This is a genomic window from Serpentinimonas raichei (assembly GCF_000828895.1).
Lineage (GTDB): Bacteria > Pseudomonadota > Gammaproteobacteria > Burkholderiales > Burkholderiaceae_C > Serpentinimonas > Serpentinimonas raichei.
Genome location: NZ_AP014568.1, coordinates 1,360,170 through 1,374,827, shown reverse-complemented (window position 1 = coordinate 1,374,827; position 14,658 = coordinate 1,360,170). Strand labels below are relative to the sequence as shown.

The 14,658-nt window shown below is 63.1% G+C and carries 14 protein-coding genes and 1 other RNA gene; 8 read left to right on the top strand and 7 right to left on the bottom strand.

All coding sequences use genetic code 11. The features are described 5' to 3' along the window. Positions 1 to 21 precede the first annotated feature (21 nt). Both SRAA_RS06440 and SRAA_RS06435 read right to left on the bottom strand, forming a co-directional pair. Complete coding sequence (locus SRAA_RS06440) at positions 22 to 1,992, bottom strand: monovalent cation:proton antiporter family protein (RefSeq protein WP_045531552.1); 1,971 nt, start codon at positions 1,990 to 1,992, stop codon at positions 22 to 24. A 14-nt stretch (positions 1,993 to 2,006) separates the two neighbouring features. Then, positions 2,007 to 2,672, bottom strand: a complete 666-nt coding sequence (locus SRAA_RS06435) for a class I SAM-dependent methyltransferase (protein WP_197538499.1) — start codon at positions 2,670 to 2,672, stop codon at positions 2,007 to 2,009. Positions 2,673 to 2,920: 248 nt separating this feature from the next. Here SRAA_RS06435 and pstS point away from each other — a divergent pair, with 248 nt between their 5' ends. From pstS to phoR, 7 genes are all read left to right on the top strand, one after another. Next, a complete protein-coding gene (gene pstS, locus SRAA_RS06430; RefSeq protein WP_045531551.1) occupies positions 2,921 to 3,961 on the top strand; it encodes a phosphate ABC transporter substrate-binding protein PstS in 1,041 nt (346 codons plus the stop codon). A gap of 125 nt (positions 3,962 to 4,086) precedes the next feature. Beyond that, complete coding sequence (pstC, locus tag SRAA_RS06425) at positions 4,087 to 5,076, top strand: phosphate ABC transporter permease subunit PstC (protein ID WP_144318719.1); 990 nt, start codon at positions 4,087 to 4,089, stop codon at positions 5,074 to 5,076. Position 5,077: 1 nt separating this feature from the next. Further along, entirely contained in the window at positions 5,078 to 5,932 is an 855-nt protein-coding gene (pstA, locus tag SRAA_RS06420) for a phosphate ABC transporter permease PstA (protein WP_045531549.1), read from the top strand. A gap of 26 nt (positions 5,933 to 5,958) precedes the next feature. Continuing rightward, positions 5,959 to 6,735 carry a phosphate ABC transporter ATP-binding protein PstB gene (gene pstB / locus SRAA_RS06415; RefSeq protein ID WP_045531548.1) on the top strand — a complete coding sequence of 259 codons (777 nt, stop codon included), beginning with the start codon at positions 5,959 to 5,961 and terminating at the stop codon, positions 6,733 to 6,735. 2 nt (positions 6,736 to 6,737) lie between these two features. Continuing rightward, positions 6,738 to 7,439 carry a phosphate signaling complex protein PhoU gene (gene phoU, locus SRAA_RS06410; RefSeq protein ID WP_045531547.1) on the top strand — a complete coding sequence of 234 codons (702 nt, stop codon included), beginning with the start codon at positions 6,738 to 6,740 and terminating at the stop codon, positions 7,437 to 7,439. Then, the gene (phoB, locus tag SRAA_RS06405; protein ID WP_045531546.1) at positions 7,436 to 8,161 is read left to right on the top strand and encodes a phosphate regulon transcriptional regulator PhoB; all 726 of its coding nucleotides are present in this window, start codon (positions 7,436 to 7,438) and stop codon (positions 8,159 to 8,161) included. The genes phoU and phoB overlap by 4 nt, the downstream gene beginning before the upstream one ends. Continuing rightward, positions 8,158 to 9,471 (top strand): phosphate regulon sensor histidine kinase PhoR, encoded by a 1,314-nt coding sequence (gene phoR / locus SRAA_RS06400; RefSeq protein ID WP_045531545.1) that lies wholly within the window; start codon positions 8,158 to 8,160, stop codon positions 9,469 to 9,471. The genes phoB and phoR overlap by 4 nt, the downstream gene beginning before the upstream one ends. A 28-nt stretch (positions 9,472 to 9,499) precedes the next feature. On the opposite strand, the gene SRAA_RS06395 is transcribed toward phoR, so the two are convergent. The 5 genes from SRAA_RS06395 to ffs form a co-directional block, all read right to left on the bottom strand. Then, the gene (locus SRAA_RS06395; protein ID WP_045531544.1) at positions 9,500 to 11,269 is read right to left on the bottom strand and encodes a hypothetical protein; all 1,770 of its coding nucleotides are present in this window, start codon (positions 11,267 to 11,269) and stop codon (positions 9,500 to 9,502) included. A 103-nt stretch (positions 11,270 to 11,372) separates the two neighbouring features. Further along, positions 11,373 to 11,627: a type B 50S ribosomal protein L31 gene (locus tag SRAA_RS06390; RefSeq protein WP_034112511.1), complete on the bottom strand. Its 255-nt coding sequence runs from the start codon at positions 11,625 to 11,627 to the stop codon at positions 11,373 to 11,375. Positions 11,628 to 11,705: 78 nt separating this feature from the next. After that, complete coding sequence (gene rho / locus SRAA_RS06385; RefSeq protein WP_029463120.1) at positions 11,706 to 12,968, bottom strand: transcription termination factor Rho; 1,263 nt, start codon at positions 12,966 to 12,968, stop codon at positions 11,706 to 11,708. A gap of 245 nt (positions 12,969 to 13,213) precedes the next feature. Continuing rightward, positions 13,214 to 13,546 (bottom strand): thioredoxin TrxA, encoded by a 333-nt coding sequence (gene trxA / locus SRAA_RS06380; RefSeq protein WP_045531543.1) that lies wholly within the window; start codon positions 13,544 to 13,546, stop codon positions 13,214 to 13,216. Between the two features lie 71 nt (positions 13,547 to 13,617). Continuing rightward, positions 13,618 to 13,714, bottom strand: an RNA gene (gene ffs, locus SRAA_RS12245) — signal recognition particle sRNA small type. A 108-nt stretch (positions 13,715 to 13,822) separates the two neighbouring features. Here ffs and SRAA_RS06375 point away from each other — a divergent pair. After that, complete coding sequence (locus tag SRAA_RS06375) at positions 13,823 to 14,656, top strand: undecaprenyl-diphosphate phosphatase (RefSeq protein ID WP_045531541.1); 834 nt, start codon at positions 13,823 to 13,825, stop codon at positions 14,654 to 14,656. Positions 14,657 to 14,658: the final 2 nt, after the last annotated feature.

Genomic DNA, 14,658 nt, shown 5'->3' with positions numbered 1-14,658 from the left:
GCCCTGCGGCCTCGGCTTGTCTCAGGAGAGCAGGCGCTGTTCGGCTTGCGCCAGCGCATCGGGCTTGCCAAACAACACCAGCACATCGTCGGCTTGCAGCAGCAGGTCGGGTGCGGGGTCGAGCATGCGTTGGCCGTGGCGCAACAAGGCGCTGAGTTCAACGCCCTCGCTCAGTTCAAGTTGACCCAAGCGGCAGCCCAGTGCGGCGCAGCCTGCCGGCACGGTGACCGAGTGCAGGCGCGGTGTGGCTGCGTCGGCGGTGTCCAGCGCCGGGTCGCCCTGAAACAGCTCGCGCAGCAGCCGGTAGCGGTCGCTGCGCGCCTCGCGCAGGCGCCGCAACACGCACGCCGTGGGCACTTGCAGCAGCGCCAGCGCGTGCGCCACCATCATCATGGCGGCTTCGAGCGTCTCGGGCACCACTTCGGTGGCACCGGCCTGGCGCAGCGCCTCCACATGGGTTTCGTCGCGCGTGCGCACCATCACCGGCAAATCGGGGTGCAGCGCGCGCACCTGCTGCAGCACCTTGAGCGCGGCGGCCGGGTCTTCGTAGCTGATGATGAGCAGCCGCGCGCGCGCCAAGCCCACCGCCTCGAGCACCGCCGGGTCGGTGGCGTCGCCATAAAACACCGGTTCGCCCGCCGCGTGGGCGTCGCGCACCAAGGTCGGGTCCAAGTCCAGCGCCACGTGGGCAATGCGCTCGCGCTCCAGGAAATTGGCCACGCTCTGGCCGATGCGGCCATAGCCGCACAGAATCACGTGCTGCTTCCAGTGGTTGGACGCTGTCGGTTCCGGGTGTGGGGCGCTGCCCGTCACATTCAATGCCCCCGACCTTTCGCGGCCCAGCAGCGCCGCGCTCAGTGGCAGGCTGTAGCGAACCAGGAATGGGCCGATCATCATGCTCAACAGCACCGCAGCGAGGGCGATCTGCGCCGTGTGGCCGTCGATGCTGCCGCCGGCTAGGCCCAGCGCCAGCAGTGCAAAACCAAACTCGCCGCCCATGGCCAGCACCAGCGCGGTGCGCAAGGCGGTGCGCGGCTCAAAGCCCGCGGCGCGCACCAGCAGCGCCACCAGCAGCACCTTGGCCACCAGCAGCGCCAACGCTCCCAGCAGCGCCCAATGCCAGACGGCCAGCAGCGCCAGCGGGTTGACCAGCATGCCGATCGAGACGAAAAACAGCCCCAGCAGCACGTCGCGAAAGGGGCGGATGGTGGACTCGATCTGGTGCCGGAATTCGGTCTCGCCCAGCATCATGCCGGCCAGAAAGGCCCCGAAGGCCAGCGACAGCCCCAGGCTGTCGGTGATCGCCGCTGAGGCCAGCGTCACCAGCAGCACCGTGAGCGTAAAGAGCTCGGTCGAGCGGCGCACCGCAATGGCGTGAAACAGCGGCCGCAGCAGCCAGCGCCCAGCCAGATAGACCAGCGCAAAAGCCAGCAGCGCCTTCACCAGCGCCCAGCCCAGCGGCTCGGCCAGCGAACCCGCCGCCGCTAGGCCCAGCGCCGGAATGATGATCAGGAACGGCACCGCCGTCACATCTTGGAACACCGACATCGCCAGCCCGAGGCGGCCGTGGCGGCTGTGTTCCTCGCCTTGTTCGCTCAACTGGCGCGCGATGATGGTGGTCGATGACTGGGCAAACACCGCCCCGACGACGAAGGCCGCCGCCAACGGAAAGCCCAGTGCCCAGCCGGCCAGCGTGACCAGCGCCGTGGTCAGCACCACCTGCCCGGTGCCGAGCCAGAACACGGTGTGGCGCAGGGCGTAAATCTGCGGCAGCGAGAAGTTCAGCCCGATGGTAAAGAGCAGAAAAACGATGCCGAACTCGGCCACCAAGCGGATGGTCTCGGTGTGGCTGATCAGCCCCGCCACATAGGGGCCGAGCAGGGCCCCGACCGCCAGATAGCCCAAGCTGGCCGGAATGCCGCTGCGCTGGAACAGCGCCACCGCCGCCACCGCAGCAGCCAGCAGCGCCAGCAGTTCAAGCAGCGGCGTCAAGGCGCTTTAGCGCGTTAGCGCTTGACCCAGCGGAACACGCGCATCGGCGGCACGTTGCGCCACTCCCATTCAAAGCTGGGCTCACCCATCACCGGGCTGGTGTAACTGGCCACATGGGCGCGGAACTGGTAGGCCACGAAGCGCCCATCCACAGCCAGGTTGGCTTGGATGGCGGCCACGATGCTGTGCGCAACCTCGGTTGGCAGGGTGGAAAACGGGATGCCCGAGACCACCGCATCGGGTGCTGGCAGGCCCCAGCGCTCCAAGTGTTCACCCATGTCGGCGGCGCTGCCCTCTTGCACCAGCAGCCGCGGGTCTTGCACGCGCTGGCGCAGCCGGGCAGCAAAATCAGGATTGAGCTCGATCGCCAGCAGCCGCGCCTGCGGGTTCATGGCGCGCAACAGGGCGCGCGTGCTGCCGCCGGTGCCCGGGCCCAGTTCGACCACGCAGCGCGCACGCGACAAATCGGTGGCCCGCACCACCCCTTGTTCCAAATAAGGGGAGCTAGGCACCACCGAAGCCACCGACATCGGTTGTGCCACGAAGCCGCGCAAAAAAGCCAGTGCGTCGGCCAAGCGCGAGTCCTCGCGGCGGGTCGACTCGCCTTGGTGCTCCTCGTAAGGGTGGCTGGCGGCGACGCTGCGCGGGGCGGCATTGCGTTCTTTGTGGTTGATCGGCACTGGGGCTCCTAGGGCAAAGACTAAAGGATGACCAAGCCATAAACCGGCGGCTTGGCGACAATGGCGCTACTGTAACCCAGTCGCGCAGACCTTTCATGCCATTGTCACACGAGAACCCTTGGGGGAAACCACAGGCGCCGTCTTGATCCGGCCTGGGTGTCGCCGAGTCTTCAAATGACTGTCACAAAACTGCCATAATTCTACGCTAGCATAGGTTTTGTCTGTTAACCATCCCTCAGAGGACCCCGATGAAACGCACTTTCCTGAAAACCGTGGCGGCTACCGCTGCATTGGCCATGACTGGCGGTTTTACCAAGCTGGCCACCGCTTCGACCATTATTACTGGTGCGGGCGCGTCGCTGCCGTTCCCGATCTACTCGCGCTGGGCTGAGGCCTATCAAGCCGCCACCGGTGTGCGCTTGAACTACCAGTCGATTGGCTCTTCGGCCGGCATTCGCCAGATTCGCGCTCGTACCGTGACTTTTGGTGCCACCGACGCACCCGTATCCGGGGCCGACCTCGAGCGCGACGGCATGGTGCAGTTTCCGGCCATCATCGCCGGCACGGTGCCGATGTTCAACCTCGAGGGCTTCCGCCCGGGCGAGGTGCGCATCACCGGCCCGGTTCTGGCCGACATGTTTTTGGGCCGCATCGTCAACTGGAGCGATCCGCGCATCGCCGCCCTCAACCCGGGCCGCACCTTCCCCAACCAAGCCATCACCGTGGTGCACCGTGCCGACGGCTCCGGCACCACTTTCAACTTCACCGAATACCTCACCGCCGTCAGCCCCGATTGGGCCAGCACCGTGGGCCGAGGTGCCAGCGTGCGCTGGCCGGCGGCTTCCTCGATCGGCGGCCGTGGCAACGAAGGGTTGGCAGCCATCGTGGCGCGCACCCGCGGTGCCGTCGGCTACGTGGAATTCTCTTTTGCGCGGCGCAACAACATTCCGCACATGCAACTGCAAAACGCGGCCGGCAACTTCGTGCAGCCCGACGACCGCACCTTCTCGGCTGCCGCTGCAGGCGTGGACTGGTTCAGCGTGCCGGGCATGGGCGTCTCGATAGTCAACGCCGCCGGTGCCAACGCTTGGCCGATTGCCACCGCATCCTTCATTCTGATGTATCGCCAACCGGCCAACGTAGCCGAGAGCAACGCCGTGCTGGCCTTCTTTGACTGGGCCTTCCGAAATGGTGACCAGATGGCGATTGAGCTCGACTTCGTGCCGATCCCCGACACCTTGGCTGACGCCATTCGCGCCCGCGTTTGGAACCTGATCCAGCGCACCTGATGCGCTCTGAGCCTCAACTAATGGGGCCATAACACCCGCCGCGCCGACTGATTCGGTCGGCGGGTCTGTTTTTGTGTATTGATCAAACAATTGGTGCCTGTTCTACTGCCAGCCAAAACTCACCTATGGACCCATCCTTTAAGTCTCCCGACATGGGCTCGCCCCATGTGCTTGCTATAGCCAAGCGCCAGCGTTTGCAAGACGCTGTTTTTTACCGACTCTCGCAGGCTTTTGCCTTGCTGGTGCTGGTGGCCCTGATTGGCATCATTGTTACCCTGTTTGTCAATGCTTGGCCGGCCTTCAGAACCTTTGGCATTGCCTTTATCTGGACCGCCGAGTGGGATGTGGTCAATGAGCAGTTTGGCGCATTGGTGCCCATCATTGGCACCTTGGCGACCTCGTTCATTGCCATGTTGATCGGGGTTCCGCTGGCTTTCGGTATTGCACTGTTTCTGACCGAAACCTGTCCGCCGTGGCTGCGCCGCCCGTTGGGCACGGCGGTGGAACTGCTGGCTGCCATTCCTTCCATCATTTATGGCATGTTTGGCTTGTTTGTGTTTGCGCCCCTGTTTGCCGATTATTTTCAGGTGCCGGTGCAAGATCTGATGGCCGGTATGCCGATCATTGGTTCGATCTTTGGCGGCGCCCCGAACGGCTTGGGAATTTTGGCGGCGGGCATTATCTTGTCGTTCATGGTGCTGCCCTATATGGCTGCCGTGACGCGCGACGTGTTCGAGGTGGTGCCGCAAATCTTGCGCGAATCCGCCTACGGGCTGGGCAGCACCACGTCCGAGGTGGTGCGCCATGTGGTGATGCCTTATGCTTTCAAAGGGGTGGTGGGCGCGGTGATGCTGGGTTTGGGTCGGGCCTTGGGTGAGACCATGGCCGTGACCTTCGTGATCGGCAACGCACACCGCATACCCGAAACCCTGTTTGCGCCCGGGGCCTCGATCACCTCCACGCTGGCCAACGAATTCGCCGAATCGTTTGGAATGCACATGTACACCCTGTTCGCGCTCGGCTTTTTGCTCTTCATGCTCACCTTTATCGTGTTGGCGCTGGCGCGCTTGCTGATTGCACACGTTGAAGAAGGCAAGGGCAGCAAAGGATACTGAAATGGAATTTAACCAATCCCTCTACAACAGCCGGCGTCGCAAAAACGCCGTCATCATGGGTTTTTCCATGGTGGCCTCGGCCATTGGCCTGTCGATCTTGCTGTGGATTTTGTACGTGCTTTTCTCCAATGGTTTTTACGCCATCGACTGGGCACTTTTCACCGAAGACACACCTGCTCCCGGCACCCCCGGCGGCGGCTTGCGCAATGCCATCGTGGGCAGCCTAATCATGGTGGGCAGCGCAGTGCTGATTTCCACCCCGATTGGCATTCTGGCTGGCATCTATCTGGCCGAGTTTGGGGACTCCAGCAAAGTCGCCAGCGTCACGCGCTTCGTCAATGAGGTGATGCTCTCGGCCCCTTCGGTGGTGTTGGGCCTGTTCGTGTTTGCCGTGGTGGTGATGACGATGGGCAACTTCTCAGGCTATGCCGGCATGGTGGCGCTGTCGCTGATCGCCATTCCGGTGGTCATCAAAACCACCGAAAACATGATGCGCATGATCCCCGGCAGCTTGCGCGAAGCCGCTTTTGCGCTGGGGGCGCCGCACTGGAAAGTGGCGATTACGGTGGTGTTGCGTGGTGCCCGCGCCGGTGTCATTACCGGGGTGATGCTGGCGCTGGCGCGCATCAGCGGCGAAACCGCACCGCTGTTGTTCACGGCGCTCAACAACCAGTTCTTTACCCTCGATATGAATGGCCCGATGGCCAACTTGCCGGTTTGGATCTACCACATGGCCATGAGCCCATTTGACAACTGGAACGAGCTGGCTTGGGGGGGCGCGCTGCTGATTACCCTCACCGTGTTGGCCATCAACATCACGGCACGCATTGTGTTCCGTGAGCGCGTCAAGGTTTAAGGTCCTATATTTTCGAAGATTTAATCATGAGCGAACCCGCAATCGACACCAAAAACGCCATCGAGGTGCGCAACCTCCAGTTCTATTACGGTGGCTTTCATGCCCTCAAATCCGTCAACCTCAACATCGTCGAGGGCAAGGTCACAGCTTTTATCGGCCCATCGGGTTGTGGCAAATCCACGCTGCTGCGCACCCTCAACCGCATGTACAGCCTCTACCCTGGGCAGCGCGCCGAGGGGACGATCAGTTTTTATGGCCAGAACATTCTGGACCCCAAGCAGGATCTGAACCTGCTGCGCGCGCGCATCGGCATGCTGTTCCAAAAGCCCACGCCGTTTCCGATGTCGATCTACGACAACATTGCTTTTGGTGTCAAGCTCTACGAAAAGCTTAGCCGCTCTGAAATGGATGAGCGGGTGCAATGGGCCCTGAGCAAGGCCGCGCTTTGGACCGAGGTGAAAGACAAGCTCAAACAAAGCGGCCTGAGCCTTTCCGGCGGGCAGCAGCAGCGCCTGTGCATTGCGCGCAGCGTGGCGGTCAAACCCTCGGTGCTGTTGCTCGATGAGCCCACCGCTTCGCTGGACCCGATCTCGACCGGCAAGATCGAAGAACTGGTGCACGAGCTTAAAAAGGACTACACCATTGCCATCGTCACCCACAACATGCAGCAGGCAGCGCGTTGCAGCGATTACACCGCCTACATGTACTTGGGCGAGTTGATGGAATACGGCGCCACCGAGCAGATTTTCTTTAAACCCAAGCGCACCGAGACCGAAGACTACATCACTGGAAGGTTTGGCTGATCATGAGCGACAAGCATTTTTCTACGCAGTTCGAATCCGAACTGGCCCACGTCACCGCCCGCGTGCTCGAAATGGGTGGGGTGGTGGAATCTCAATTGCGACAATGCATCCACGCGCTGCACCATTTGAGCACCGAATCCACCGGGCAGGTGCTCGAAATCGAGAAAAAAGTCAATCTGTTTGAGCTCGAGATCGATCACGAGATCATCTCGATCATGAGCCGGCGCCAGCCCACGGCGCGCGATCTGCGCTTGTTGATCGGTATTTCGCGCGTCATCACCAACCTCGAGCGGGCGGGTGACAAGGCCACCCGCATCGCGCGCATGGTCGATAAATTCATTCAATCCGGGGCACCTCGTGCGCTGCCGGTCAAGTCGCTCGGTGGCACCGCCCAGTTGGCGGCTTCGCAGCTCCACCGTGCACTGGACGCCTTTGCCCGCCTCGATGTGCAGGAAGCGCTGGCCGTCATCAATGACGACGACCAGCTCGATGTCGAGTACGAATCCTATTTTCGCGAGATCAGCACCTACATGATGCAGGATTCGCGCCTGATCGGCAGCAGCATCCACCTGATGTTTCTGGCCAAGGCCATCGAACGCATCGGTGATCTGGCGAAAAACATTGCCGAGGCCACCATTTACGTCGTCAAAGGGACGGACGTGCGCCACAGCACCGATGAAGAAAGAAGGTCGGTGCTGCAATGAGAAAGCTGCCGCGCGTGCTGGTCGTGGAAGACGAATCGGCGATTGCCGAGCTGATTGCCGTCAATTTGCGCCACAACGGTTTTGCGCCGACGGTGGTCTATGACGGCGAAGCGGCGCAGCGCGAGGTGGATGCGGTCTTGCCCGACGTGATTTTGCTCGACTGGATGCTGCCTGGTGAAAGCGGGGTGGCGCTGGCCAAGCGCTGGCGCCAGCAAGAGCGCATCAAGACGGTGCCCATTATCATGCTGACGGCGCGCACCGAGGAATCCGACAAGGTGCAGGGGCTTGACGCCGGGGCGGATGACTACATCACCAAACCCTTTTCTACGCAGGAATTGCTGGCGCGCATCCGCGCCGTGTTGCGCCGCCGCGCCCCTGAAATCGTCAACGACGCGGTGCGCTTGGGCGATTTGTCGCTTGATGCCTCGACCTACCGCGTCACGCTCAATGGCAGTGAAATCAAGATCGGCCCGACCGAGTTCAAGCTGCTGCACTACCTCATGAGGCACCCGGAGCGGGTCCATACCCGGGGTTCGTTGCTGGACCGCATCTGGGGCGACCACGTGTTCATCGAAGAGCGCACGGTCGATGTGCATGTGAAACGCCTGCGCGAATCGCTGGGTCTGGCCGGGGCCATGATCGAAACCGTGCGCGGTGCCGGCTACCGCATCACGACGCAGCCCAGCAACACCAAGCCCAAGCCCGATATTGCCGCGGCATGATGCGCCGGCTGCTGGAGCTGCTGGCTTGCACGCTGGCGCTTGGCGCGTTGGCGGCAGCCCTTGGGGAGCCAGACGGCTTGGCCTTGGTTGGCAGCGCCTTTGGGGCGGTGCTGTGGTTTGTGTTCGATTCGATGCGGGCGCGGCGCGTGCTCGATTGGTTGCGCCACGGCAGCGCTTCCACGCCTCCCGTTGCGGTGGGGGTGTGGGCCGAGGTGGTCGAGCGGGCCCGCAAATCCTTCAAGACCCTGAACCGCAAGTCGCGCAAGAGCGAGGCGCGGCTGCAAGAGTTCTTGGCCGCCATTCAGGCCTCGCCTATCGGCGTGGTGCTGCTCGACAAGTCGTCCAGCATCGAGTGGAGCAATTTCACCGCTGCCCAGCACTTGGGTTTTGACACCAAGCGCGATCTCAAACAACCGATTCGGCACCTGGTGCGTGATCCGGCCTTTATCGACTACCTGACACAGAACGACTATGCCGCCTCGGTCGAGATCGATGGCCGCGACGCCACGCCCGGGCATCCGCAGCGCATTTCGATTAATCTCTACCTCTACGGTAAGGGGCGGCGCTTGATGCTGACGCGCGAGGTCACGGCGCTGGAACTGGCCGAGGCGATGCGACGCGATTTCGTGGCCAATGTGTCGCACGAAATTCGCACCCCGCTGACGGTGGTGAGCGGCTTCATCGAAACCTTGCTGACTTTGGATCTGTCGGCGCCGGAGCGGCGTCAGTACCTCGAATTGATGGGCACACAAGCCCAGCGCATGCAGAGCCTGGTGAGCGATCTGCTGACGCTGTCGCGCCTTGAAGGCAGTCCGGTGCCCGGTGTGGGCGAGTGGATTGATGCGCAAGCCATGCTGTCGCAGGTGGTCAGTGAGGCGCAGGCGCTGTCTGAGGTGCTGGGCAGCGGTCCGCACCAGGTGTTGGCCCAGGATGGCCCAGCGCTCCAGATTGCGGGGGCGCGGCAGGAGCTGCACAGCGCCATGTCAAATTTGGTCGGGAATGCGGTGCGCCACACCCCAGCGGGCGCACAGGTGCGCGTCGGTTGGCGCTTGGCCAGCGACGGCGGAGCCGTTTTTTATGTCAGCGACGACGGCCCGGGCATCGAAGCCGAGCACTTGCCGCGCCTGACCGAGCGCTTCTACCGGGTGGACCGCAGCCGCTCGCGCGAGACCGGCGGCACCGGCTTGGGGCTGGCGATCGTCAAACACGTGGCACAGCGCCACGGGGGGCAGGTGTTGATCGAGAGCGCGTCCGGCCAAGGTTCGACTTTCAGCGTCATTTTGCCACCCAGCCGGGTGTTGCTCAGTTAACTCAAGCTGCGGCGGCGCGCTGGGTGTTTCAATGTTGCGGTGCGGTGGCGCCTAGGCGCCGTTCAAATACCAGCCAGACATCGCGGTTTTCGCGCAGGCGTGGCTCCTCGCGCAGCAGATGCCAGTGGCGCACATCGAGCCGCTGGCTCAGCGTCGCAAACCCCTCTGAACTGACCACCAAGCGCGAACAGGTCGCATCGGCCGGGCCGCCGGTGATGCGTTGCACGCGCAAGCCGCCGTGGTATTGCAGCGCTGCAATCTGTTCGTGTGCCAGTCCATGCACCAGCACACATTGCTGGGCCGGGGTGTGGGCAGCCACCCGCTGACTGATGGGCGCCAGACTCATGCCGTGGTTGAGCGCCGGCAACCAGAGTGTCAGCAGCAGCGCCCAGCACAGCGTGATGCCGCTGGCCGACAACACCAGGCTTTTCCAGAGCGCGGGCTGGTGGCGGCCGGTGCGCCAAGCGATCACCGCCAGCCATGCCAGTGTGAGCAGCAGCGCCGGCACAAACCCGTGCGCTTGGAAGCGGGGCACAAAATTGGGCAGCAGCTTGGCCACATTGGCGGCTGGTTCGGCGGGCACACCGGTTACCATGGCCACCCAGATGATCCAGATCAGCAGGGCCGAGACGCTGAAAAGCAAAATCGCCAGCCAGTCGATCAAGGCCGCCACGCTGCGCGTCAGCGTCGGCAGGGCAAAGGCCGCCAGCACGGCCAAAGGGGGCAGCGCCAGCAGCAAGATGCGGTCGCTGCCTCGGTGCAACAGGGTCGCCAGCAGCAGCGCCAGCAAGCACGCAGCGGGCAGCAGCAGGTGGGGGCTGCGCCATTGGCGGCGCCACTTCCACAGCGTCCAGGCCGCCAGCAGGGCGCAGGGCCAGGTGAACCAGAGCAACAGGCGCGCCAGGCTCTCCCATGAAGCGCCCAACTGCCAGTGCGCCAGCACAGCGTGCCCATCCAGCCAACCGCCGGGCCAGCCAATGGCATAAGCCAGGGCGGCGGCGGCCAGTGCCAAGGCGGCCATGCTGCCGCGCATGGCCAGCGCTTTGGAGGCCTGGGCGTGACTGGCAGCCCCTTCGGTGGCCATCATGTCGCTGGAGGCCTTGGGCCAGCACCAGCGGGCCCATTCGCCGCTGAGCAGCAGCAACAAGGCGATGCCCGGTGCTCCGCTCAGGGCCAGACCGAACATGGCCAGCGCCCACATGCCCAGCGTGGGTGCCAGATTCTTGCCGGGCTGCACGCTGCGCGCAAAAGCCGCCAAGGCAAGGGCGATGAAGGCCAGCCGCGCCGCATCGACACTGGATTGGTGTGCCAGCAGGGCCAGCCCCAAGCAGGCCAGCAAGGCCAGCAAGGCGGCGTCGGCCAAGGCGCGCGCGTAGTCAACCGGGTGTGCCTGGCCGCCAAAGGCAAACACCACGGGTTGTGCGCCGGGCAAGCGCGCCAGGTAGTAGGCGGCGTACCACGTGCAAATGAGGGTCAGGGCCAGCAGGGCCATGAATGGCATTTGGGCCGCTTGGTGGGCCGGCAGCCACGGCAGGGCGTGGATGGCCAGAGCGCCCAGCCAGTAGGGCAGCCAGCCGATGGTCTGCGCGCTCTCGCCCAGCAATTGCGGATGCAGCCACTGGCCGGGCTGGGCGGCGAGTTCGCGCATCACGCCAAAGGCGGCCAAGTCGGCGTTGCGCCACGGGTCGCGGCCGATAAAGCCAGGCAGGATGTAGAGCAAGCCCAGCGTCCACAACACCCAGCGCGGCAAGCGCCGGGCAGAATGCTGGCTGACGATGGCGGGGGTGGGATGGATCACAGGCGGCAAAGGCAAAGAAAGGCAAGACCGCAGGACTGTAACCGCACCATGAAAAAAGCAGCCTCGCGGCTGCTCTTTGTTGGCATGCGGATGGCCGACAAGCTTACTTGGCCGTGCGGGCGTAGCGGTTGCGGAATTTCTCCACGCGGCCGCCCATGTTGTCCACACTCTTTTGCGTGCCGGTGTAGAAGGGGTGCGACTCGCTCGAGGTGTCGAGCTTGTAGAGCGGCAGCTCGCGCCCGTCGTCGAGCTTGATGCTCTCGCGGGTATTGACGCAAGAGCGGATCACGAACTGCTGGCTGTTCGACAAATCGACGAAGCAGACTTCGCGGTAGTTGGGGTGGATGCCGGATTTCATCGCTGGGTTCCTTGAGGGGCGGCGCGGCAGCCATTGTCAGCCTGTCTGACAACACTTTCCGCAAAGACTGTGATTATATCAACCGCCGCGGCGCATCAGGTCGAAGAACTCGTGGTTGTTTTTGGTCTGGCGCATGTTTTTGAGCACCATTTCCATGGATTCGATCTCGTCCATGTTGTACATGAACTGGCGCAGGATGCGGGTTTTCTGCAAAATCTCGGGCGCCAGCAGCAACTCCTCGCGCCGGGTGCCGCTGCGGTTGAGTTGCACCGCCGGGAACACGCGTTTTTCGTACAGGCGTCGGTCCAGGTGCAGCTCGGAGTTGCCGGTGCCCTTGAATTCTTCGAAGATCACCTCGTCCATGCGGCTGCCGGTGTCGATCAGGGCGGTGGCGATGATGGTCAGCGAGCCGCCTTCTTCCACGTTGCGCGCCGCGCCAAAAAAGCGTTTCGGGCGCTGCAGGGCGTTGGCATCGACACCGCCCGAGAGCACCTTGCCCGAGCTGGGCAGCACGTTGTTGTAGGCGCGCGCCAGCCGGGTGATCGAGTCGAGCAGGATCACCACGTCTTTTTTCAGCTCGACCAAGCGCTTGGCGCGCTCGATCACCATTTCGGCCACGTGCACGTGGCGCGTGGCGGGTTCGTCGAAGGTGGAGGAGATCACTTCGCCCTTGACGGTGCGCTGCATCTCGGTCACTTCTTCGGGGCGCTCATCGACCAGCAGCACCATCAGCGTGACTTCGGGGTAGTTGGCGGCCAGGGCGTGCGCGATGGTTTGCATCATCACCGTTTTGCCGCTCTTGGGCGGGGCCACGATCAGGCCGCGCTGGCCCTTGCCGATCGGGGCGATCAGGTCGATCACGCGGCCGGTGATGTTTTCCTCGGTCTTGATCTCGCGCTCGAGCCGCATTTGCACCTGCGGAAACAGCGGCGTGAGGTTCTCGAACATCACCTTGTGCTTGTTGTGCTCGGGCGACAGGCCGTTGATCTTGTCGAGCTTGTTGAGGGCGAAGTAGCGCTCGCCGTCTTTGGGGGTGCGCACCTCGCCTTCGATCATGTCGCCGGTGTGCAGGTTGAAGCGCCGGATCTGGCTGGGCGAGATGTAGATGTCGTCGGTGGAGGCGGTGAAGCTGGTGTCCATGTTGCGCAGGAAACCAAAACCGTCGGGCAGCACCTCGAGCACGCCGTCGGCAAACACCTGCTCGCCGGTTTTGGCGCGCTTTTTGATGATGGCAAACATCAGCTCTTGTTTGCGCATGCGGCCGGTGTTTTCGATTTCCAGCGCATCGGCCTGCTTGAGCACTTCCGAGACGTGCAAGGCCTTGAGTTCGTTGAGGTGCATGGGGTGCGCTCCTGCAAGGAGTCGGGGAAAAATGAAAGCCGGGGAAGGGGAAAGGGGGTCCGCGTGCAAAGACTGCGCGCAGGCGCTGGGCAGCCAGCGCGGAAAAAATGGAGCGGGCCTTGGAAGGCGAAACGCGCTCTCTTTTTCTGTTTAAGTCGGATTATGACAGCTAAAGCAGGCAACCGGGCGAGCGGCCCGGTGTGAACAACCGGGCTCCCCAGTTGAGCGACTTGTGCTGGAGCGGATTAGGCCAAGTTGGGGTCGATGAAAGCGCTCAGCTGCGATTTGTTGAGGGCGCCCACCTTGGTCGCCGCCACTTTGCCATCTTTGAAGATCATCAGCGTCGGGATGCCGCGAATGCCGAACTGGGCCGGCACCTGGCGGCTTTCATCGACGTTCATTTTGGTGATCTGCAGCTTGCCTTGGTAGTGGGTGGCGAGTTCGTCCAGAATGGGCGCCACGGTGCGGCAGGGGCCGCACCACTCGGCCCAAAAATCGACCAACACCGGCAGGGAAGACTTGAGCACGTCGGCATCGAAGCTGGCGTCGGTGACTTGCTTGATCAGGGGATTGGCCATGTGGGGTTGCCTCGCTATTTTGAGTCGCTGCGGGAATAAACGGTGGAATGGGAGCGGGTTCGGAAAATGGGGGTGACGAGCCTTGACCCCGGCACTGGATCGACAGTTAGGGCTGCTTGGTTCCCCACCTGACCCGGTTGGCCGCTTCACCATGCGGGAAGGCCCGTCGGGGTCGATTGTATGCCAATGCGATGCGCGCGCGCTTGAAGCCGCTGGAAGCGCGGGTAAGCCAGAGGACGGGCGTTACACTGCGGCTTTTGTTTTTAGTAGCGCTCGATGGACATCGTTTTATTGCTCAAGGCCGCCGTGATGGGGCTGGTGCAGGGCATCACCGAGTTTTTGCCGATTTCTTCCACCGGGCACCTGATCCTGACCTCGGCGCTGCTGGGGCTGTATGGCGAGAAGGTGCGGCTGTTCGAGGTGGTGATCCAAGTCGGGGCGCTGCTGGCGATCGTCTCGGTTTATTTGGAGCGCTTGCTGGCCACTGCGCGGGGGCTGCCGCGTGGCGATGCGGTGGCGTGGCGCTTCACCAGCAACCTGGTCATCGGCTGCCTGCCAGCGGTGCTGCTGGGGGTGTTGTTTTTTGACTTCATCACCGGCGTGTTGTTCAATCCGCTGGTGGTGGCCTCTACGTTCATTTCGGGCGGGCTGGTGATTTTGTGGGTGGAAGCGCGCCAGGCGCGCCAGCCGCCGCAGCGCATCCAGGAGGTGGACGAGGTGGGCTGGCGCGATTCGCTCACCGTGGGGCTGATCCAGTGCCTGGCGCTGGTGCCGGGCGTGAGCCGCTCGGGGGCCACCATCATCGGGGCCATGGCTTTTGGCTTTTCGCGCCGTTCCGCCACCGAATTCAGCTTCTTCCTCTCGATCCCGATGCTGGTGGGGGCCGCGGGCTACGACCTGTTCAGGAATTCCGATCTGCTCACGCGCGCCGACCTGCCGTTTTTCGCTGTCGGGCTGATCGTGACCTGGCTCTCGGCTTGGGCCTGCGTGCGCTGGCTGCTGCGTTACGTGGCGCAGCACACCTTCGTGCCCTTTGCCTGGTACCGGATTGCCTTCGGGCTGCTGGTGCTGCTCACCGCCTACATGGGCTGGGTGGACTGGACGCGCTGAAA

Excerpts from the sequence above, each read along its gene's own strand:
- pstS (WP_045531551.1), top strand. The coding sequence starts at position 2,921 with ATGAAACGCACTTTCCTGAAAACCGTGGCGGCTACCGCTGCATTGGCC.
- pstC (WP_144318719.1), top strand. The coding sequence starts at position 4,087 with ATGGACCCATCCTTTAAGTCTCCCGACATGGGCTCGCCCCATGTGCTT.
- pstA (WP_045531549.1), top strand. The coding sequence starts at position 5,078 with ATGGAATTTAACCAATCCCTCTACAACAGCCGGCGTCGCAAAAACGCC.
- pstB (WP_045531548.1), top strand. The coding sequence starts at position 5,959 with ATGAGCGAACCCGCAATCGACACCAAAAACGCCATCGAGGTGCGCAAC.
- phoU (WP_045531547.1), top strand. The coding sequence starts at position 6,738 with ATGAGCGACAAGCATTTTTCTACGCAGTTCGAATCCGAACTGGCCCAC.
- phoB (WP_045531546.1), top strand. The coding sequence starts at position 7,436 with ATGAGAAAGCTGCCGCGCGTGCTGGTCGTGGAAGACGAATCGGCGATT.
- phoR (WP_045531545.1), top strand. The coding sequence starts at position 8,158 with ATGATGCGCCGGCTGCTGGAGCTGCTGGCTTGCACGCTGGCGCTTGGC.
- SRAA_RS06390 (WP_034112511.1), bottom strand. The coding sequence starts at position 11,627 with ATGAAATCCGGCATCCACCCCAACTACCGCGAAGTCTGCTTCGTCGAT.
- rho (WP_029463120.1), bottom strand. The coding sequence starts at position 12,968 with ATGCACCTCAACGAACTCAAGGCCTTGCACGTCTCGGAAGTGCTCAAG.
- trxA (WP_045531543.1), bottom strand. The coding sequence starts at position 13,546 with ATGGCCAATCCCCTGATCAAGCAAGTCACCGACGCCAGCTTCGATGCC.
- SRAA_RS06375 (WP_045531541.1), top strand. The coding sequence starts at position 13,823 with ATGGACATCGTTTTATTGCTCAAGGCCGCCGTGATGGGGCTGGTGCAG.